Genomic DNA, 18,253 nt, shown 5'->3' with positions numbered 1-18,253 from the left:
CTACTAACCCAACCTATAGGATAGCAGAAAAAAAAGACGCCGTACATAGGCGCCCTTACAGCATCTTACAAGTATTTCTTCCACTTCTTGCGGCTCCAGCTTACGAACATCTCTCCTTGTGGGGTTACAGCAAATCGAAGCTCGCCATCGCGATCGGTTCGCCACACGCCCGTGGACGCAACGGCTAGACGCGCAAGCGTGTCCGAATGCGGATGGCCATACAGATTATCCTTGCCAGCCGATACAACAGCGAACGCCGGACGCCAATACGCGAGCCATTCAGAAGCGGAAGAGTTCTTGCTCCCATGATGGCCTACCTTTAATACATCTATGCAGTGGTTAAAGCTATCATCGCCCGTAGTCGTACTTGTGGGCGGATATACACGCTCACTACCACCAGGAATAATGGATTCGCAGGATGTACGCAGATGCTCCAGCATGGCGAGTTCGGATGTCCTCCCTGCATCACCCGGCAATAGAAACGTCCTGCCGTATAAGGTCAGCAGCAGCGTTACGCTGCGTTCATTCTGATCCTCGACATTCGGGAGCTCGGCTAGCGTTTCAACTGGAACCATTCGATTGGGCATCGCCTGCAGGCTCTTTGCGGCTGCGTTCCCAACATCGGATAGGACCAGAGGCGGCTCTGGCCATAATACGTCAAGACGAGCTCCCTCTTCCATTCTCCAACTCATGTTCGCATTAGCCGGATACATCGGAATATGCAACGCTAGTGCGGTCTGCAGCAGCTTTTTCGCATCCGGCGTTGCGTTAGATGTCCCGTTCCAAATGATAGCCTTCACCGGTATCGAATCAAAAACCGCTTGAAGCCCTCCGATATGATCTTTATCCAAATGCGTCATAATGACCACATCCAGCGAATCGATGCCGCGCTGCTTAAGCAGCGGCACAAGTATTTTGCGACCAACCTCGAACGGATCATTGCGCGCTCGCCATTGCTCTTCCGGTTTGCGCAGATCAACTGTGCCGCCTCCATCGATAAGAATATGCTTCCCTTCGCCCGTTCGGATCAGAATTGCGTCACCCTGTCCTACGTCCAACACGCTTATAGAAGCCATACGTTGAAACCGATCGGGCAGCCATGCGAACGATAGCAGCAGCACGGTCCCAATCAATGCGCTCAAAATCAATAGCCTATACCGCCTTCGCAGCGCTCGCACTGCGGAATCTAGCCCAGCAGCAAGTGGTACAGTTGCTTGATAGGCAACGCCGAATGCATCACCAGCTTCCTCGGGTTCGGTTCTCCATCGGCTAATCGATAGGCTTCTCGCCGCTGCTATACCAATAGCAAACATTGCGTACCATAACGCGACCCACCAGATCGGCGGCTTCGCCCATATCGTCTGCCATTCGCGCTGCGCTGCAGTATATTCCACTAATGAAAAGGTCAATGCGTTCAACGCCTCAGCAACATTCGCTAGCCAATGCCCAGCGACGGGCCAAATGGATAGCGCTGTTAGCGAAGCTGCGCCAAGCGGCATAACAATGAAGCTGATAAACGGCACAAGTACAAAATTAGCAGGCAGCGACAACGGATTCCATTGATTAAAGTAGTAAATCGACACAGGAAACGATACGATTTGCGCGACTATCGTTACGGCGATCGCATCTAGCAGCATTTTGCCCCGCCGCCACTTAGGCATCAATGCTCGAACTGGCGCAACGCCGACGATCAGTCCAGCCGTCACAATAAAAGACAACTGGAAGCCGATATCCTTTATGTAGGCGGGGTTCCAAGCAAGCATAATAATCGCAGAGACTGCCAGCAGGTGCAGGCCATCCTTGAGGCGATTGGCTCGCGCAGCCAGAAGTCCGATAATAGCCATAATGCCCGCGCGAACAATCGAGGGCGATGCTCCGGATAGCAGTACGTACATTGGCGTTACCCACGCTAGAATGAGCAGCGACCTTTCGCGCGTAAGCCGAAGCAACCGCAAAAAACCATGGACGATCGCCAAAAACACCGCGACATGCATACCCGAAATCGCAAGCACATGCGTCAAGCCCAGCTCCGAGTATTGCCTGAACATGTCCGGGTCCAAATCATCGTTAATGCCAAGCACTAATCCTTTCATATACCCCGATTGCTTGTTCTCGTACAGCGCATCCATCAAGCCACCTAACCACTCCCGCGTCACATCCATTCTTCCGAGAAGAGAGAGCACGGTCACTCGCATGCTTGGTTCAACCGCGATTTGTTCGCTTCCTTTGGTCCGTAACATCCAAGAGATATGATGGATGCCGTTCAAATAACGCCGGTAGTCAAAACCACCTTCATTGGCTGGTCCCGCAGGCAGCTCCAATTGACCTTGCACCTCAGCATCATCGCCCCTTCGCCATCGTTGTATCTGAGAAAGCTCCGACGGCTCCAGAAGCTTCAGCTGAACGAGCAGCTGCTCCTTGATTTCGCGCGAAGCTGCTTCGCCAGTTACTTCAATGCTGGTTGCCAACAGTCGGAAACGCACGCTATCCCCATCGATTTCCACTGGTGATGCTACTACACCTCTTGCCAACACTTCGTATGTAACAGGAGGATACGTCCCATCTGCGGCTGCGGCAAGGTCAAGAAGCTCTGTCTCGTGCCTCCTCTCCGTAACGTACGTCCAAGCGCCGCCAATTAAATAAGCTGCAAGACAGATGAGAACGAGCTTCGTTGTCGTTCGCTCGGATAACCGCGCAGCAGCAAACAGCAACATTAGCCCAATGCCAACGGCGGCATATCCTTCAGGCTGGCCGATACATGCAATTCCTGCGATCCAGCAAACCGCGATCCATATGATCGGCCTGTTCGTTAACATCAGCAACAATACAGCCCCCTTTATGCATACAAAAAAAGAACCTCTTATACACGCCTGCTCTGACGTGTGAATAAGAGGTTCTTCCTCATCGTTCATCCATTTTCATTTCTTAAGAACTCGGTTACAAAACGACAGCGCGCGACGTTTGGGCCGGCGCTTCATACGGATCGATCCGGCGGAACACAATGCCTTTGCGCTGCATGAGCAAAGCTACCTTGTCGCTATCCTTCGGATACGGGCGATGAAACACGATCTCTCTCACGCCGCTATTCGCGAGCATATTCGCGCATGTCCAGCAAGGCTGATCGGTCACATAGACGGTGGAGCCTTCACGATCAATGCGGTCAGTGAACAGCAGCAGGTTTTGTTCGGCATGGATCGTTCGAATGCACCGTTCCTTCTTGATCATCCGCTCCGTCCCCTCTACAGCGGACAGCTCGTATTCTTCTACGATCATGCAACCCGCCTCCAGGCAGTCCTCTACGCCCATTGGAGCGCCATTATAGGCTGTGCCCAGCAACTTTTTCCCTTGGACAAGAACCGCTCCAACATGTCTTCTATTACAGCGCGAACGCGTTGCTACCATATAGGCGATATCCATGAAATAAGTGTCCCAGTCTTTGCGGGAAACATCGTTAGTTTCGGTCGTCATCGTCGATTCTCCCTTTCCCTGTAACTACCGAATATTGTCGCATATTTAAGGGAGTACGACAACATGCTCGCGCAGCTTCTCAACCATCTTCAGCCCGATTCCTTTGACGCGGTCCAGTTCCTCGACCGAACGGAATGCGCCATTGCGTTCCCGATCAGCTACGATAGCTGCCGCTTTGGCAGGCCCAATGCCCGGCAGGGCATCCAACTCCTCGGCATTCGCTCGGTTAATATCGATTCGTCCGTCGTTCGCTGGCGGGACTTCGGACTTGATTGGTTTTTCAACTTTGCTTAGCGCCGGTTCGTCACTCGGGCTTCTTGCATCTGCATTTGCATCAGCAGCCAAGGGAGGGCGAGAACTTGGTTCGCCCACGACTGTCTTTCCTTCCTGTGCATCTTGAATTGCTGCATACAAGCCTTCATCAATAGGCAGCAAAGAATTGGCTTGTCCGGCATCCATCTTCCACAGCCCTAGTCCGACAAGCACAAGACCAGCGCTTGCAATAAACAGTACAAGAAGTTTTCGCCTTCGCGTGAACATCGCGTTCCCCCTATGAAAAATAATGTGCATGATGGCCGCGCTCCTACGCATACGGTAGTAAGAGCATTCCCGCGATCGAGTATAGCTTGCTATTACAAATCAGATTTACCTTCATATCTCATCTTACATTGGGGAGGGTTTCCGATGAATGTCGGGTTTATCGGTACTGGCAGCATGGGCAGCCTGCTCATCGGCGCATTCATCGCTTCAGGCGCGCTAGAGCCATCTCAGATTGCCGCAAGCAACCGCACCTTCGCCAAAGTCGAGTGCCTGGCGGAACAGCACCCGGGTCTGCGCGCCGAGACGAACAATGCCGATGCGGCCAAAGGGAAGGACATCGTCTTCCTATGCATTAAGCCTCATGAATTCCGCGCCGTACTCGACGACATTCGAGGCAGCCTGCGTCCCGAACAGCTTGTGGTGTCGATTACTAGCCCGGTCATGCTCTGCCAGCTGGAAGATTGGCTGCCTTGCAAAGCCGCGAAGGTCATTCCAAGCATCACGAATCATGTTGGCGGCGGAGCAGCGTTATGCATGTACGGCGATCGCGCAACTGCCGCTGACCGCCAGCGGCTGGAGCATCTGCTCCGCCACATTAGCGAGCCGATTCGGATCGACGAGCGTTATACGCGCATTGTATCTGATCTCTCCAGCTGCGGGCCGGCCTTCTTCGCATTCTTCGTTCAACGCTTCGTCGATGCCGCAGTCGAGGAAACCGGCATTAATCGCGCAGAAGCGATTGCCATCGCCAGCGCCATGATCCTCGGCACCGGCAAGCTGCTTACAGAAGGCGGCATGACCCCCGAGCACATTCAAGCACGCGTAGCGGTGCCAGGCGGCATTACAGCCCGTGCACTCGAATTGCTTGAGCTTGACTGCGACGGCATGTTCAATCGCTTAATTCGCACGACGCATGAGAAATATCGAGAAGATGTCGATAAAGTTCAAACCTCTTTTTACGGCGAAGAGGTGAACGGTCAGTAACGCGCTATGCTTTAGCGCGACTGTCCGCTCACCTCTTCTGAGTTGGGCTTATTCTATTACTGGTATTGGAACAATCAACCGACGGGCGGTCGGATTAGTTCGCAACGATATTGACGAGTTTGCCTTTGACAGCGATAACTTTGCGAACCGTTTTTCCTTCGATCGCTTGTTTCACTTTCTCCAGTCCTTTCGCGAGTGCTTCCATCTCCGCCACTTCCATATCAGCAGCAATGGATACGCGATCCGCGATTTTGCCGTTTACCTGTACGACGATCTCAACCTCTTGATCGACCGTCCACGCTTCGTCGAATGCAGGCCATGGCACGTACGTGACCGAAGTGTCATGCCCCAGCTTCTCCCACAGCTCTTCCGCGATATGCGGCGCGAGCGGCGACAGCATCTGTACGAAGTTTTCCATCGCCTTGCGCGGAAGCTCTTCAGCCTTATAAGCGTCATTAACGAAAATCATCAGTTGGCTGATTGCCGTATTAAACCGCAGATTTTCGAAATCGTCGGTTACTTTCTTAATCGTCCGGTGCCACGTCCGTTTGAATGCTTCGCTGCCATCCCCGTCTGTCACCTTCGCATTAAGCGCGCCATCATCTCCGATGAACAAGCGCCATACACGGCTCAAGAACCGGTAGGTGCCTTCCACGCCATTCGCGTTCCAAGGCTTCGTTGCCTCGAGCGGCCCCATGAACATTTCGTACATCCGAAGCGTGTCTCCGCCAAACTCGTTCACAATCTCGTCCGGATTAATAACATTGCCGCGTGATTTGGACATTTTCTCATTATTCGTGCCAAGAATCATGCCTTGGTTGACGAGCTTGTGGAACGGCTCTTTCGTATCGACCACGCCGATATCGTAGAGCACTTTATGCCAGAAGCGAGCGTATAGCAAGTGAAGCACCGCATGCTCCGCACCACCGATGTACAGATCAACCGGCAGCCATTCTTTCTGCTTTTCTTTGGAGCAGATTTCTTGGTCGTTGTGCGGATCGATGAACCGCAGGTAATACCAGCAGCTGCCTGCCCATTGCGGCATCGTGTTCGTTTCACGGCGCGCTTTCATGCCTGTCTCCGGATCGATTGTATTGACCCACTCCGTAACATTCGCTAGCGGCGACTCGCCCGTGCCGGATGGCTTAATGGCATCCACATCAGGCAGCAGCAGCGGCAGCTCGGATTCCGGTACCGGCTTCATCGTGCCATCTTCGAGATGAAGAATCGGAATCGGCTCGCCCCAATAACGTTGACGGCTGAACAGCCAATCGCGCAGGCGGTAAGTCGTTTTACCTTTCCCTTTGCCCTTCGACTCCAAATGCTCAATCATTGCCGCGATAGCGGGCTCATTCGTCAATCCATCGAGGAAGCTCGAATTCACGTGAACGCCGTCTCCCGTATAAGCTTCCGCTTGCACGTCTCCGCCCGTAATAACTTCCACGATAGGCAGCTCGAACTGCTTTGCGAACTCCCAGTCACGGCTGTCATGGCCCGGTACGGCCATAATCGCGCCTGTACCGTAACCCGCCAATACATAATCAGCGATCCACACCGGCACTTTAGCGCCGCTTACCGGATTGATTGCGTAAGCGCCTGTAAATACGCCCGTTTTTTCTTTGGCCAAATCCGTACGCTCCAGATCGCTCTTGCGTCCCGCAGCTTCCTGATAAGCTTTGACCGCGTCTTGCTGCTCTGCTGTCGTAATGCGCGCTACGAATTCATGCTCAGGCGCCAACACGCAGTACGTTGCCCCGAAGAGCGTGTCAGGACGCGTCGTGAACACGACGAGTTCCTCTTCGTGTCCATCAATCGCGAATGTAACCTCTGCTCCTTTGGACTTGCCAATCCAGTTGCGCTGCATTTCTTTAATGCTTTCCGTCCAATCGAGCTCTTCCAAATCCTCGAGCAAACGCTCCGCGTATTCCGTAATTTTCAATACCCATTGACGCATCGGCTTGCGAACGACCGGATGGCCGCCGCGCTCGCTCTTGCCGTCGATCACTTCTTCATTGGCAAGCACCGTGCCGAGCGCTTCGCACCAGTTAACTGGCACTTCTGCAACATAAGCAAGCCCTTTATTATACAGCTGGATGAAAATCCACTGCGTCCATTTGTAGTAATCCGGATCTGTCGTGCTGAACTCGCGATCCCAGTCATAGGAGAAGCCAAGCGATTTGATTTGACGGCGGAAGTTGTTAATGTTCTTCACCGTAATCTCGCGAGGATGCTCGCCAGTGTCGAGCGCATGCTGCTCAGCCGGAAGGCCGAATGCGTCCCAGCCCATCGGGTGGAGGACGTTAAAGCCGCGCATTCGCTTGTAGCGGGACACGATATCTGTAGCCGTATAGCCTTCTGGATGGCCGACATGCAGCCCCGCTCCAGACGGATAAGGGAACATATCCAGCGCATAAAACTTTGGCTTCCCTGCCTCTTCCGTCGTAGCAAACGTTTTGTTGGCATCCCAATAGCGCTGCCACTTCGGCTCGATAACGAGCGGGTTATATCCTTGTTGGTTGTTCGTTTGAATATCTTGGCTCATGTACACGTGCTCCCCTCATAACTGTCCATGCAAAAAATCAAAAAACCTCCCGCCCCAGCGTATTATCGCTAGGGACGAGAGGTTGTTATTCCCGTGGTACCACCCTAGTTAGCGCGGACGTTCTTCGTCCTCGCTCACTCTGTACCCTTAACGCGGGCGAAACGGCATAATCATGCGGCTCCAAGGCGAGATTCGTCACGCGTGCGCACCGGCTTGCACCTACCGCCGGCTCTCTGAAGCGTCCGTTCGTGATTACTGCTCCTCTTCCTTGCCTTTTATAGAACGATTATAGGAGAAGCCCCCTCAGATGTCAAGAATGAACCTCCTACAGCAACTTATTGCTGACCCTAGGAATAAAGATGCGGATTTCGCGGCAAACTAATACGAAAACGAAAAAAAATCCTTCATTTGCTCCTGAATCATTGACAGAGGTACGTATATCAAGCTATTCTAGCGTGTAGACCTTGTACAACAATATAGACAGGTGGTATGTGAAATGTCATTTAATCCGGTCATTGTCGATATCAAGGACTCCGGGGATTACAACAAAAAAGAGAAGATTTATCAGCTGATCGTTACGCTCGATGATAAATCGATTACTCGCTTCTTCCTTAAGAAGGACCCAGAATGGCAGCTGATCGATGTTGCTCGCCTGCTGAACATTCCGTGCCCCGTATGTCGCAAAGATTATTATTGCAGCTGCATGAAACGTCATTTGCCGAGACTCGAAGAGCAATTCAAATCGAAAATCGACAATTATCCAGAACTTCTGGAACAAATTTTGTAAGCAGCGGCAAGCGCACCAAAAAAAGCCCAAGCATTCGGGCGGCAATCTTCGTTAGAAGGCGTGCCGACCGGATGTCTGGGCTTTTTTTCGTTACGTTAGACTAGGAGAATAAGACCTGGATGCTCGCTTTGGTCACTTGGTTGCAACATAGAACAGTCGCTCTGCTGTCTGCGGCGCTTCACCAATCAACGGCCGCGCTTCAAAATCCGCATAACGCTCCACCTTGGAGAACCCAGCTCGACCCAGTGCGCGTATAAGCCACTGATCGTCGTACGCACGTTCAACATGCGTTTCCTCGATGCGAACAAAACGGCCTGCCTTGTCGCTTCCGTCCCGCGCGAAAATCGTGAGCGAATGCTCGATCTCTTGAATGGCTTCGTCATATTCGCACGTCCAGATGTAAGCAACATCCCGCTCATCCAGCGTAAACGGCTGCGCCGCCGCATATCGGCGGAGCTGCGCAGCGGGAAGCACGTCAAATAAAAATTTCCCGCCCGTGCGAAGCCCTTGGAAGGATGCACGGAACGCATCTTCCACATCGGCGGGCTCCGTCAAGTAGTTCAAGCAATCGCAGAACGAAATGATCGTATCAACGGGCTCGGGCAGCTCCCATTCCCGCATATCCTGCTGAAGCCATCGAATCGAGCCGCCGTCCGAACGCGCAGCGCGGCGCGGCGACTCCTCCCATTTGCCCCGGCCGATCGAGAGCATGTCCGCCGACAGGTCAATCGCAAATACGTCAAAACCAGACTTTGCAAGCGGAATCGACAGATTGCCTGTGCCGCAACCAAGATCAACGACGGTACGTGGCATCAAATCCTGCTGCTCCCATATCGTTCTCGCGAAGCGCAGCCAATCCGCATAGGGCATATGCTCCATGAGACGATCATAGACAGACGCAAATTGCCGGTAAGCGGTCATAGGCTCTTATTTCCCCTCTTCCGATGTGCTTTGGGCTTCCTTCAGCTTCGTCCAGTTGCCCTCTTGAAGCACAATGCCTTCTCGCATCAGCTTGCCCAGCGCACGCTTGAATGCGGATTTGCTAATGCCGAACTTCTGCTTCACCAGCTCTGCAGGCGTTTCATCCGAATAAGGCATTGCGCCGCCTGGACGCTCGCGCAGGAACGCTAGAATACGATCCGCATCCTCGACGCGCCCCACCTCTTTACGCTCCACGAGGGACAAATTAACGCGCCCATCCTCGCGGACGAACGTTACGCGCGCGCGAACACGCTCGCCAAGACGCAGGGGACGAATCCGCTCCGCAGCCGGAATCATGCCGAACGCGCCGAAGCCAAGCACCCCGCCGTCAAGCACGACAAATGAGCCCATCTGCAGCGTCTTTGTTACCCAGCCCTCGATCCAGCGGTTGCGCCAGTCGTCTGGCGCGCGGAACACTTGCGCGATGAGGTCCTCTTCGCCTGCCAGCTTGGCAATCAAGCGACCCTGCTTATCATGCCGAAGCACAACATGCACCTCGTCGCCGACGAGCGGGCGGAAATCGCGATTTTCCGGCAGCTCTGACAATGGCAGCAGCAGCTGCCGGCCGAGTCCGATTTCCAGGAAGCAGCCTAGCTTAGAGTGGATATCCGCTACGCGCAGGCGCGCCATTTGGCCCAATGTAATAAGAGGCTTGCGCATCGTCGCTGACAAGCGGTCATCCGTATCGAAATAAAGGAATACTTCTACATCATCGCCCGGGTTAGGCTTCTTCCCGATGATCTCGCTATAGTGCAGAAGGACGTCTTGCTCGCCATCCGTCACAAAAAAACCATAGGGCGACACTTCGCGTGCCACCCTTAGATTTACAATCGTGCCTGCGATATGGCTCATGCGAACTCCACGACTTTCGCATCCGACCAAAGCCGCTCAAGATTATAGTAATCACGCTCATCGCGATGGAATACATGGACGACGATGTCGCCGAGGTCGATCAGTACCCAACGCGCGGAGTCCATGCCTTCGATGCCGCGTACGCGAACGCCGATCAATTCCGCTTGCTTGCGGATTTCCGTCGCGATCGCTTGTACTTGCACATCCGAGTTACCTTGGCAGATAACAAAATAGTCGGCAACTAATGAAATTTCTTTCAAGTTAAGCGCAACGATGCGTCCCGCTTTCTTTTCCTCTGCGGCTGCTACTGTAGCTTCTAGCAATTGATCTGAATTAACTGTCATTCTTCAGCCTCCCGTAATTGTTTTATGATCGCATTTCGCGCTGCAACTGTCAGCGGGAAAATCCGTTTTTCTTTTTCCAGCAAGAAGGAAATGGTCGAATCAAAGCCCGCGAGAAGCGCCTTCTCTACGCTATGCTCTGCTTCTTCGCGAATTCGATTCACGCCCGGAAAGTCTCGGCCCGGCTCCATATAATCGGCGAGGCAGACGATTTTCTCAAGCAGCGACATCTCCTCGCGGCCCGATGTATGGTAACGAATTGCTTCCAGCACTTCGGCATCGGTAATGCCGTAATCCCGCTCCGCTATGAACGCGCCAACCGGTGCATGCCACAACTCCTTATCGTAAGCCAGCAGTTCTTGCGGAAGCTGCTCGTCTACGATAATACGCTGCATTCGCTCCGTCGGCCAATATTTGGCTACATCATGCAAAATGGCAGCAAGCTCCGCCCGCACCGGATCGGCGCCGAACCGCTCGGCTAGAATGATCGACGTGGCCATAACGCCCTGAACATGCAGCCATCTCCGTTCTGGCATCTGCGCTTTTACCGATTCAATAATGGCTTCGCGATCCATACAATCCCTCCACTATAATCTCATGATAAACCGTATCGGGTACTAGATATCGGGCCGATTGTCCCGTCAATAGCCGTTGCCTGATATCGGTAGACGAGATGCCCATCGGCGGCATCGCTGCCATCGTGACCCGTGTGCGAATCGCTTCCGGCAGCACAGCCAAATCAACGGGTTCATTCGGCCGTTCAACGCCGATAAACCGGACCAAAGCGGTCAATTCATCGATGCGATGCCATTGCGGCAGGTCATGGATGCGATCAGAGCCAATGATGTAATGAAAATCATGCTCAGGATATGCCGCATGCAAAGCTTCGACCGTATCGATGGAGTAGCTGACGCCACCGCGCTCCAGCTCAATCGGCAGCGCTTGAAACCTTGGCTGACTCTTAATGGCAAGCCGAACAAGGCGCAATCGCGTTTCTGCATCCGTGCCTTGATCGCCAGCCTTCAGAGGCGGCACATTCGTCGGAATGAACCATACCTGATCAAGCCCGCATTGGTCCAGCGCTGTCTCAGCTGCCAGCAAATGGCCGACATGAACCGGATCAAACGTTCCGCCCATTATCCCGATTTGCTGCTTGCGCCCGCCGCCTTGCGATGCTTGATTGTATCCGCTAGGCATTATTTGGACTTCGGCAGCTCGATCGTTTTATGGTCACGCGACTCTTTGTACAAAACGATCGTCTTGCCAATGACTTGCACGAGTTCGCAGCCCGAGCCTTGTGCCAGCTCCTGGCCGATTTCCTTCGGGTCATCGCCGCAGTTGTTCAATACCGAGACCTTGATCAGCTCGCGCGTCTCGATCGCCTCTTCAATATGCTTCATGATATGCTCGTTCGTGCCACCCTTGCCAACCTGAAAAATCGGGGTCAAGTGATGCGCCAGCGAGCGCAAGTGTCTCTTTTGTTTGCCTGTCAGCATGTGTCTGTTCCTTCTTTCTGCTATCTGCTTCTTAAGTTACCGGAATGCGTCCAGTACCGCTTCTCGCATCGCCGCTGCAGGCGCAGGCTGGCCCGTCCAATATTCGAACGCGTAAGCGCCCTGATAAATGAACATGCCTAGTCCGCCATGAATTCGGCAGCCTTGCCGCTCTGCATCAGCGAGAAATTTCGTTTTCATCGGGTTATAAATAATATCGCTCGCGACCGCGCCGGGGCGCAGCCAAGAAGCTTCGACCGGCGATTCTTCCACATGGGGGAACATCCCCGTCGAGGTCGTATTAATAATAATGTCCGCATCGACGCAGACGGACTGGAGGCTGTCGGTCGACACGCCTCTTACATCCGCGCGCTCGCGCATGGAGGCTGCCAGCTCTACCGCACGCTGCTCCGTACGATTGACAATCGTGATGGCAGCAGGCGACTCATTCGTCAGGGCATAGACAATTCCCCTTGCCGCGCCGCCAGCTCCGAGCACGACGATATTTTTGCCGTCAAGCGTCGGCTCCGCCTCTTCCTTCAGTGATCGGACATAGCCAATCCCATCCGTATTAAAGCCTGTAAGCACGCCGTTGTCGTTCACAATCGTGTTGACCGCGCCAATTGCCAAGGCCGATTCATCAATCCGGTCCAGATGCTTCATCACATCGAGCTTATGCGGAATCGTGACGTTAACGCCCCGTATTCCCATAGCACGAACGCCGGCAATAAAATCGCCAAGCTTGTCCGGCGTAATATGAAATGCCGTATAGACGCCGTTGACGCCCGCTTCGCGGAAAGCCCGATTGAGCATAACCGGCGATTTGGAATGCCGAATCGGATCGCCAATTACACCAAATAGTACCGTATGGCTATCGATGCGATAGCTTGTATCCGACTTGCTGTCTGCAGCAGATGTCATTGTATTCACTCCTTCATGCTCGCGTCCGTCAGACGCGCTTCGCGCTACATTAACGAGTCGCGAACGAGCACCTTGACCCCTTTGGGCACATAAACGTCTACAAGCGCTCCGCTCGTTCCATTCACCTGCATCCAGCCAAGGCCAGAGACGAATACATCGTAGTCTCCGCCACGCGGAATACGCAGCGAATGGCGCGTCCATGCCGGCAGCTCATCCAGCTCCTCCACGGATGGCGGCGACAGCAGCACGCCTTTATGGTTGGCATACAATTCTTCCGCACGTTCCAGCTTCGTCCGATGCACCTCAAGGCCATTGGAGATGTACAAGGTGAACGATTGGCGGTCGCCTGATACAAAATCAAACCGAGCCAAGGCGCCAACAAACATCGTTTGCCCTTCGTTCAGCTGGTAAACGAGCGGTTTAATCGGCTTGTCCGGCAATATCGCCTGCAGCACGCTGCGCGGTACGAGCTCCGTCATCCGATGGCTGTATACAATGCCTGGCGTATCAATGATCGACTTGCCGTCATCCAATGGGATATGAACCGCATCGAGCGTCGTTCCCGGGTAACGCGAAGTCGTCAGCTCGGCATCCAAATCGCTGTAATCTTGAATAATGCGATTAATGAGCGTCGATTTGCCGACATTCGTTGCGCCGACCACATAGACGTCCCGACGTCCGCGGAAATGCTCGATCGCTTCGACTACCCGGTCAAAGCCAATATTGCGCTTCGCGCTGCAAAGAACGACATCGACGGTTTTGAGCCCCTGCTCTTTCGCTTGCTGCTGCACCCAGTTGCGGATACGGTTGTAATTGACCGCTTTGGGCAGCAAATCGATTTTGTTCACGACAAGCAGCACGGGATTGCTGCCGACAAATCGCTGCAAACCCGAAATGACGCTGCCCTCAAAATCAAACAGATCGACGATGTGAACGACGAGGCTGTCTGTTGAAGCGATACCGCCCAGCAAACGCAGGAAGTCGTCCTGATCGATCGTGACTGTGGAAGCGTCGTTATAATTTTTGATGCGGAAGCAGCGTTGGCAAATCGCAGGCACGCGCTCTGCCGCTGACGCCGGAATGTAGCCGGAAAGCTCCTTGTCCGTCGTCTGCAGCTTCACGCCGCAGCCCGCACATGATGCGTCGATGCCCGGTTGTTCTGTTACTGTCACTTCGTTTCCTCCTCATGCCATAAACCATTTTTGCGCAAGCGGGTCAGCGCAATCCGTTCAATGAAGCGATTGACACGCGTCATGATCCCCTCATCGCGAGGTGAAATCGGCGGTACAAGAATCGTGTATACGCCCAAACGATTGCCGCCCAGTACGTCCGTAAGCATTTGATCGCCCATAATGACGACTTGCTCAGGAGAGAGCGCCAGCAATTCGAACGCACGATGGAACGCACGATTGGCTGGCTTGCGCGCTGCATGGATATACGGGATGCCAAGCGGATTAGCGAACCGAGACACGCGCGTCTCATTATTATTAGAAACGATGACGACCTTAAAGCCGCGTTCCCGCAGCTTGTTCAGCCACTCGACCAGCCTTGGCGTAGCCAGCGGTTCCTTGGCGCCGACCAATGTGTTATCCAGGTCGGTAATGATGCCCTTGATGCCCTGGCGAGCAAGCGCTTCGATATCGAGATCGTATACGGAATTAAGGCGCAAATTCGGCAATAGCCGTTCAAACATAATTTCGACTCCCCTGACGTGACCTGCTTTACAACGAAACTATACCATAATAGCCGAAAATGTTGCAAAAAAATACCGTACAGCGCCAATTTTGCGCCGTACGGCTAATTTTTCACGCGATTACATCCGATCTCGAATGGATTTGACAAGCTTGGCAAATCGTTCAGCATCTGCTGCACCATATTCAGCTGCGCCATACTTGACCTGCTCGAATTGATTCGCCACTTCCTTGAGGTCCGTTCGCAAATAATTCCGCTCGGCGCCCCATCGTTCGGCCGACTCGCGCAGCGTCTCCCATTCCTCGCGAGCATACCCTTTTCGTCTGGCATGGCGAAGCAGTCGGTTCGCTTCGATGACAATCCGGTCATTAGGAAGGACAGACCGATAACGCAGCTGCTGATAAAGTTTCACAAGCTGTTGGCGGCGCATTGTCATCAAATAAACTGCGACAATGGCAACCAATGCTGCCGCTAACCAAACGATCGTGCCAGCTGATAAGCCCCAGCCCCCACTGCTGACAGCACTCGTCCCAGCCGAACCCGTCAGATCGATGTCCGGCAGCGCTACCGCCTGCTGCTCCTCAATCGGATACGGGAAATCGAATCCTGGCGTTGGCTCGAACGGAATCCAGCCATACCCGTCAAAATAAATTTCCACCCAAGAATGGGCATCCGCGTTGCGGACGGTGTATGTCCCTTCCCCGTTTGGATTGATGTCGTCAGGATTAAAGCCCTCGCCGCGGTTTATATAGAGGGTTGGGTCAACCGGGAGGATGCCTGGCGCGTAGCCTTTAACCCAACGGACAGGCAGCCCCACAGAGCGGCCGAGCACAGCCATTGCCGTCGAGAAATAGTCGCAATATCCTTCCTTCACTTCAAACAAGAAGGAGTCCACAAAGTCCTGACTTTGCCTTAGCGAAATATTCGGTTCGTTCGTATACGTGTAATTTTCCTGCAGGAATGTCTGGATAAGCTTCGCTTTGTCATAGTCATTGCCTGCGGCTGCCGTAATTTCCTCCGCCAGCTGTTTGACGCGCTTCGGCGTCGTGTCTGGAAGCTGAACGTATGGCTCGAGCTGAGGAGCAAACTCTCCGCCGGACCATCCGGCCTTGGCTTGGCGAAGCGACGTTTCATTGAGCACCGGCAGCTCCGAAACGACGGCGTACGTTCTCGGGTATGCTGGCGTTTGATCGGCGTTAGGCCTCCCCCAGCGAAGCTCCCAGTCCATCGGATCCCACCGTAAACTCGACGGGATCGCCTGGCTTCTGTTCTCATCATTGATCCACAGCACAGACTCGACCGGCACTGCCGCGAATAATACCGGATATTGATCCTCTCGAATCATCGTAACCGCTTGTTTGACCTCAACGGTCTTTATTTGATCCCGATTCTGGTCCAAGGGGAGCTGCTCCCCGCTTTGAATATGGGTGACTTCAGCTGAAGGGTCATTCTCGTCGTCCATCCAACCGGCACCTGTATAATAAGCGCGCGTTTCTCCCCGCCAATAGCTTCGTTGCGTCGTGCTCACATACATGACAGGCGAATAGTCAAACTTAAACCCGCCGCCCAGCTCCGAATCGTTTCGGCTATACCCAGAGCTGTGGTCTCCCGATGATTCCTTGCCTTCCGGCGTATCCATTCGCGTTTCGGTAAAGGAGCCGCTCACCTTGCCGCCGTGGGCTTCAACCCAAATCGTATAAGGATCCTTCAAAATCGGCGCTACGCTCGGCACAAGGTTAGGCGCGAGCACGCCCACCAGCATGATAGCCGTAAGAATGGAAACGATGGGCAAGAAAAAGCTGATTGGATATTCCAGCAGCTCCGACCAGCTGCGCGGATGCTCACGCTGAAAACGGCTGTAATGCTCAGCGATCAGCCATCCCAAGCCTGCGAATACAGCCCATGCCGTCTGATCCCACAGGAAAACCGGCGTAAACGAATCCGCAATCATAAGCGTCAACAGCGTCATGGACAATACCGCCATAATCCGACGGCGCGTAATGGCGCAATACTGAAGCGCAACGGCTGCGCCCCATACGAGGGCAGCCAAACCTACGATCGGATGCAGCTGCGAGGCATTATCAGAAATCCACGCTTGGATGCCGTCCAACGAATTGAAACTGCCGCTAATATAGGTATACTGCGCTACTCTAGCCGAAATGAAGACAAGTACAGCTCCTTGCGTTACAACGCGATAAATCGGTCTCCAAGGCAGAACCCACTCCAAAGCGACCGATGTAAACAACACCCAGCTCACGCATTGAAACGTCTCTTCCCACCAGTAGCCTTCAAAAATATGCGCAAGCTGCCAAGCCATCAGCGCAGTAAGCACCGATACGACTCGGCGGTACCAGCCCTCCTGCAGGCTTGCGGCTACCGCTTTTCTCCACGTTTGCACGGCCATCAAACTGCGCCTCCTTCCAGCGCAGCAGGCAGCTCATGCAGCTGCCGCACGCTATAGGCCGACCAGCCTTTGGCCCTGAGCGCCTGCAGCCACGCTGTTTTGATTTGACGGCCGCCCCTAAGCTCGAGTTCCTCGACGCCGACATAGGATAACGACACGCCTTTGCGCGACAGCCAGCTCATCGCTTTCATTATCGAATCGCCATGAGCGCCAGACACGATGACTACAAGCGTTCCCGGCTCCCACACGGACTCCAGCCGCTGCAGCGAAGCATACAAGGATTGGGCAGCATCCGGCTCGACGACAGTCAAATGCCGCATCATCGCAGTTCGCTGCTCCGTGCCTGAACGAGGCGGCAAAACAGTTGCGTGCTCGCCTGCCGACACAAGCCCCATCGCCGTTTCACGGCGCATCCCCAGCTCAATGAGCGAAGCGGCCACAGACACGGCTAATTCGAAGCGCTCTTGTCTTATGCCGTACGCATCGGCGCTGCGATCGAGCACAACAATCGTTCGGGGCAGCGATTCACGCTCGAATGCTTTGGATTTCCACTCGCCGGTCTTTGCCGTTGCATTCCAGTGTACCCGCGACAGCTTGTCTCCGTACAAATACTCGCGAACGCCATTAATCTGCGTCGTCTCCTTAGCCGCCCGAGGCGCAGAAGCATGCGAATGCGGCCCGCGCAGTCCGCGCCTGATCTGCTGCCAGCCGCGCAGCGGAACCGTCTGCGGGATAACGCTAAACGATATCCCTGCCTCAAAGCTGCCGCTATGCTCGAACAAGCCGAATACATCACGCGTCGAGCATTCGGTCGGTCCGAATCGGTAGACGCCCCGCCTCAGCGGCGGAGTTGTATAACGGACTTCGCCGGACCGTTTCCAGTTGGGCACGAACGAGGTTTCGAACGGGATCGATTGCCCGTCATGTCGGAACAAACGGTCGCGAACCAGCACATAAGGCAAGGGGTAATACCCTGGCACATGAACGGTCAACGAAACTTCGGTGCTCGTCCCGCTGACCGCTTGCCCATCTGCTCCGCCAGCATGCGAGATCCTGCGATCCCCTTGCACATTGCGAATGCCGGACCATTTGCCAAGCGCCAAATATGAAATAAGTGCAGTTAAAATGACTAGCAGCATAACCGCGGTCCTGCCGCCTTGAAACAACAAATAACAGAGGCTTGCGAAATAAAGCAATGCTACGATATGCCAACGCCAGCGGATGAACGAACGGTTGTCCCGCTGCATC

Annotated in this window: 17 protein-coding genes and 1 other annotated feature; of the genes, 2 read left to right on the top strand and 15 right to left on the bottom strand. The window is 54.0% G+C overall.

All coding sequences use genetic code 11. The features are described 5' to 3' along the window. Positions 1–65: 65 nt before the first annotated feature. The 3 genes from PAECUDRAFT_RS01130 to PAECUDRAFT_RS24385 all read right to left on the bottom strand — a co-directional run bounded on the left by PAECUDRAFT_RS01130 (position 66) and on the right by PAECUDRAFT_RS24385 (position 4,038). Positions 66–2,816, bottom strand: a complete 2,751-nt coding sequence (locus PAECUDRAFT_RS01130; protein WP_233516713.1) for a ComEC/Rec2 family competence protein — start codon at positions 2,814–2,816, stop codon at positions 66–68. A 121-nt stretch (positions 2,817–2,937) separates the two neighbouring features. Next, positions 2,938–3,468 (bottom strand): deoxycytidylate deaminase, encoded by a 531-nt coding sequence (locus PAECUDRAFT_RS01125; RefSeq protein ID WP_006036246.1) that lies wholly within the window; start codon positions 3,466–3,468, stop codon positions 2,938–2,940. A 45-nt stretch (positions 3,469–3,513) separates the two neighbouring features. Continuing rightward, positions 3,514–4,038, bottom strand: a complete 525-nt coding sequence (locus PAECUDRAFT_RS24385) for a ComEA family DNA-binding protein (RefSeq protein ID WP_006036245.1) — start codon at positions 4,036–4,038, stop codon at positions 3,514–3,516. Positions 4,039–4,152: 114 nt separating this feature from the next. On the opposite strand from PAECUDRAFT_RS24385, the gene comER reads away from it, so the two are divergent. Continuing rightward, the gene (gene comER / locus PAECUDRAFT_RS01115; protein WP_006036244.1) at positions 4,153–4,992 is read left to right on the top strand and encodes a late competence protein ComER; all 840 of its coding nucleotides are present in this window, start codon (positions 4,153–4,155) and stop codon (positions 4,990–4,992) included. Positions 4,993–5,086: 94 nt separating this feature from the next. Here comER and leuS read toward each other — a convergent pair whose 3' ends face one another. Then, on the bottom strand, positions 5,087–7,534 hold the full coding sequence (gene leuS, locus PAECUDRAFT_RS01110) for a leucine--tRNA ligase (protein WP_006036243.1): 2,448 nt from the start codon (positions 7,532–7,534) through the stop codon (positions 5,087–5,089). Positions 7,535–7,601: 67 nt separating this feature from the next. Continuing rightward, positions 7,602–7,812, bottom strand: a binding site (T-box leader). Between the two features lie 218 nt (positions 7,813–8,030). Here leuS and PAECUDRAFT_RS01105 point away from each other — a divergent pair. After that, complete coding sequence (locus tag PAECUDRAFT_RS01105; RefSeq protein ID WP_006036242.1) at positions 8,031–8,321, top strand: hypothetical protein; 291 nt, start codon at positions 8,031–8,033, stop codon at positions 8,319–8,321. 132 nt (positions 8,322–8,453) lie between these two features. Here the strand turns inward: PAECUDRAFT_RS01105 and PAECUDRAFT_RS01100 are convergent, their stop codons facing one another. From PAECUDRAFT_RS01100 to PAECUDRAFT_RS01050, 11 genes are all read right to left on the bottom strand, one after another. Continuing rightward, positions 8,454–9,242, bottom strand: a complete 789-nt coding sequence (locus PAECUDRAFT_RS01100; RefSeq protein WP_006036241.1) for a class I SAM-dependent DNA methyltransferase — start codon at positions 9,240–9,242, stop codon at positions 8,454–8,456. A gap of 6 nt (positions 9,243–9,248) precedes the next feature. Continuing rightward, on the bottom strand, positions 9,249–10,154 hold the full coding sequence (locus tag PAECUDRAFT_RS01095) for a CvfB family protein (protein ID WP_006036240.1): 906 nt from the start codon (positions 10,152–10,154) through the stop codon (positions 9,249–9,251). Next, the gene (gene rsfS / locus PAECUDRAFT_RS01090; RefSeq protein ID WP_006036239.1) at positions 10,151–10,498 is read right to left on the bottom strand and encodes a ribosome silencing factor; all 348 of its coding nucleotides are present in this window, start codon (positions 10,496–10,498) and stop codon (positions 10,151–10,153) included. Before rsfS ends, PAECUDRAFT_RS01095 begins: the two co-directional genes overlap by 4 nt. Beyond that, positions 10,495–11,070 carry a bis(5'-nucleosyl)-tetraphosphatase (symmetrical) YqeK gene (gene yqeK / locus PAECUDRAFT_RS01085; RefSeq protein WP_006036238.1) on the bottom strand — a complete coding sequence of 192 codons (576 nt, stop codon included), beginning with the start codon at positions 11,068–11,070 and terminating at the stop codon, positions 10,495–10,497. Before yqeK ends, rsfS begins: the two co-directional genes overlap by 4 nt. Next, positions 11,048–11,692, bottom strand: a complete 645-nt coding sequence (locus PAECUDRAFT_RS01080; protein ID WP_006036237.1) for a nicotinate-nucleotide adenylyltransferase — start codon at positions 11,690–11,692, stop codon at positions 11,048–11,050. Before PAECUDRAFT_RS01080 ends, yqeK begins: the two co-directional genes overlap by 23 nt. Next, positions 11,692–11,991 (bottom strand): ribosome assembly RNA-binding protein YhbY, encoded by a 300-nt coding sequence (yhbY, locus tag PAECUDRAFT_RS01075; protein WP_006036236.1) that lies wholly within the window; start codon positions 11,989–11,991, stop codon positions 11,692–11,694. The genes PAECUDRAFT_RS01080 and yhbY overlap by 1 nt, the downstream gene beginning before the upstream one ends. 36 nt (positions 11,992–12,027) lie before the next feature. Continuing rightward, positions 12,028–12,909, bottom strand: coding sequence for a shikimate dehydrogenase (locus PAECUDRAFT_RS01070; RefSeq protein ID WP_006036235.1), 882 nt, complete (start codon positions 12,907–12,909; stop codon positions 12,028–12,030). Positions 12,910–12,953: 44 nt separating this feature from the next. After that, positions 12,954–14,081, bottom strand: coding sequence for a ribosome biogenesis GTPase YqeH (gene yqeH, locus PAECUDRAFT_RS01065; protein WP_006036234.1), 1,128 nt, complete (start codon positions 14,079–14,081; stop codon positions 12,954–12,956). After that, a complete protein-coding gene (locus PAECUDRAFT_RS01060) occupies positions 14,078–14,602 on the bottom strand; it encodes a YqeG family HAD IIIA-type phosphatase (RefSeq protein WP_006036233.1) in 525 nt (174 codons plus the stop codon). The genes yqeH and PAECUDRAFT_RS01060 overlap by 4 nt, the downstream gene beginning before the upstream one ends. 120 nt (positions 14,603–14,722) lie before the next feature. Then, positions 14,723–17,005 (bottom strand): transglutaminase domain-containing protein, encoded by a 2,283-nt coding sequence (locus tag PAECUDRAFT_RS01055; protein WP_006036232.1) that lies wholly within the window; start codon positions 17,003–17,005, stop codon positions 14,723–14,725. Next, positions 17,005–18,252: a DUF58 domain-containing protein gene (locus tag PAECUDRAFT_RS01050; protein WP_006036231.1), complete on the bottom strand. Its 1,248-nt coding sequence runs from the start codon at positions 18,250–18,252 to the stop codon at positions 17,005–17,007. The genes PAECUDRAFT_RS01055 and PAECUDRAFT_RS01050 overlap by 1 nt, the downstream gene beginning before the upstream one ends. Position 18,253: the final 1 nt, after the last annotated feature.

The sequence above is a fragment of the Paenibacillus curdlanolyticus YK9 genome, from assembly GCF_000179615.1.
Classification (GTDB): Bacteria; Bacillota; Bacilli; order Paenibacillales; family Paenibacillaceae; genus Paenibacillus_T; species Paenibacillus_T curdlanolyticus.
This window is presented reverse-complemented; position numbering and strand designations above follow the sequence as displayed.

Excerpts from the sequence above, each read along its gene's own strand:
- PAECUDRAFT_RS01070 (WP_006036235.1), bottom strand. The coding sequence starts at position 12,909 with ATGACATCTGCTGCAGACAGCAAGTCGGATACAAGCTATCGCATCGAT.
- PAECUDRAFT_RS24385 (WP_006036245.1), bottom strand. The coding sequence starts at position 4,038 with ATGCACATTATTTTTCATAGGGGGAACGCGATGTTCACGCGAAGGCGA.
- PAECUDRAFT_RS01125 (WP_006036246.1), bottom strand. The coding sequence starts at position 3,468 with ATGACGACCGAAACTAACGATGTTTCCCGCAAAGACTGGGACACTTAT.
- PAECUDRAFT_RS01100 (WP_006036241.1), bottom strand. The coding sequence starts at position 9,242 with ATGACCGCTTACCGGCAATTTGCGTCTGTCTATGATCGTCTCATGGAG.
- PAECUDRAFT_RS01080 (WP_006036237.1), bottom strand. The coding sequence starts at position 11,692 with ATGCCTAGCGGATACAATCAAGCATCGCAAGGCGGCGGGCGCAAGCAG.
- yqeK (WP_006036238.1), bottom strand. The coding sequence starts at position 11,070 with ATGGATCGCGAAGCCATTATTGAATCGGTAAAAGCGCAGATGCCAGAA.
- PAECUDRAFT_RS01130 (WP_233516713.1), bottom strand. The coding sequence starts at position 2,816 with ATGTTAACGAACAGGCCGATCATATGGATCGCGGTTTGCTGGATCGCA.
- PAECUDRAFT_RS01060 (WP_006036233.1), bottom strand. The coding sequence starts at position 14,602 with ATGTTTGAACGGCTATTGCCGAATTTGCGCCTTAATTCCGTATACGAT.
- PAECUDRAFT_RS01105 (WP_006036242.1), top strand. The coding sequence starts at position 8,031 with ATGTCATTTAATCCGGTCATTGTCGATATCAAGGACTCCGGGGATTAC.
- yhbY (WP_006036236.1), bottom strand. The coding sequence starts at position 11,991 with ATGCTGACAGGCAAACAAAAGAGACACTTGCGCTCGCTGGCGCATCAC.
- PAECUDRAFT_RS01095 (WP_006036240.1), bottom strand. The coding sequence starts at position 10,154 with ATGAGCCATATCGCAGGCACGATTGTAAATCTAAGGGTGGCACGCGAA.
- rsfS (WP_006036239.1), bottom strand. The coding sequence starts at position 10,498 with ATGACAGTTAATTCAGATCAATTGCTAGAAGCTACAGTAGCAGCCGCA.
- leuS (WP_006036243.1), bottom strand. The coding sequence starts at position 7,534 with ATGAGCCAAGATATTCAAACGAACAACCAACAAGGATATAACCCGCTC.
- PAECUDRAFT_RS01055 (WP_006036232.1), bottom strand. The coding sequence starts at position 17,005 with ATGGCCGTGCAAACGTGGAGAAAAGCGGTAGCCGCAAGCCTGCAGGAG.
- PAECUDRAFT_RS01050 (WP_006036231.1), bottom strand. The coding sequence starts at position 18,252 with ATGCAGCGGGACAACCGTTCGTTCATCCGCTGGCGTTGGCATATCGTA.
- comER (WP_006036244.1), top strand. The coding sequence starts at position 4,153 with ATGAATGTCGGGTTTATCGGTACTGGCAGCATGGGCAGCCTGCTCATC.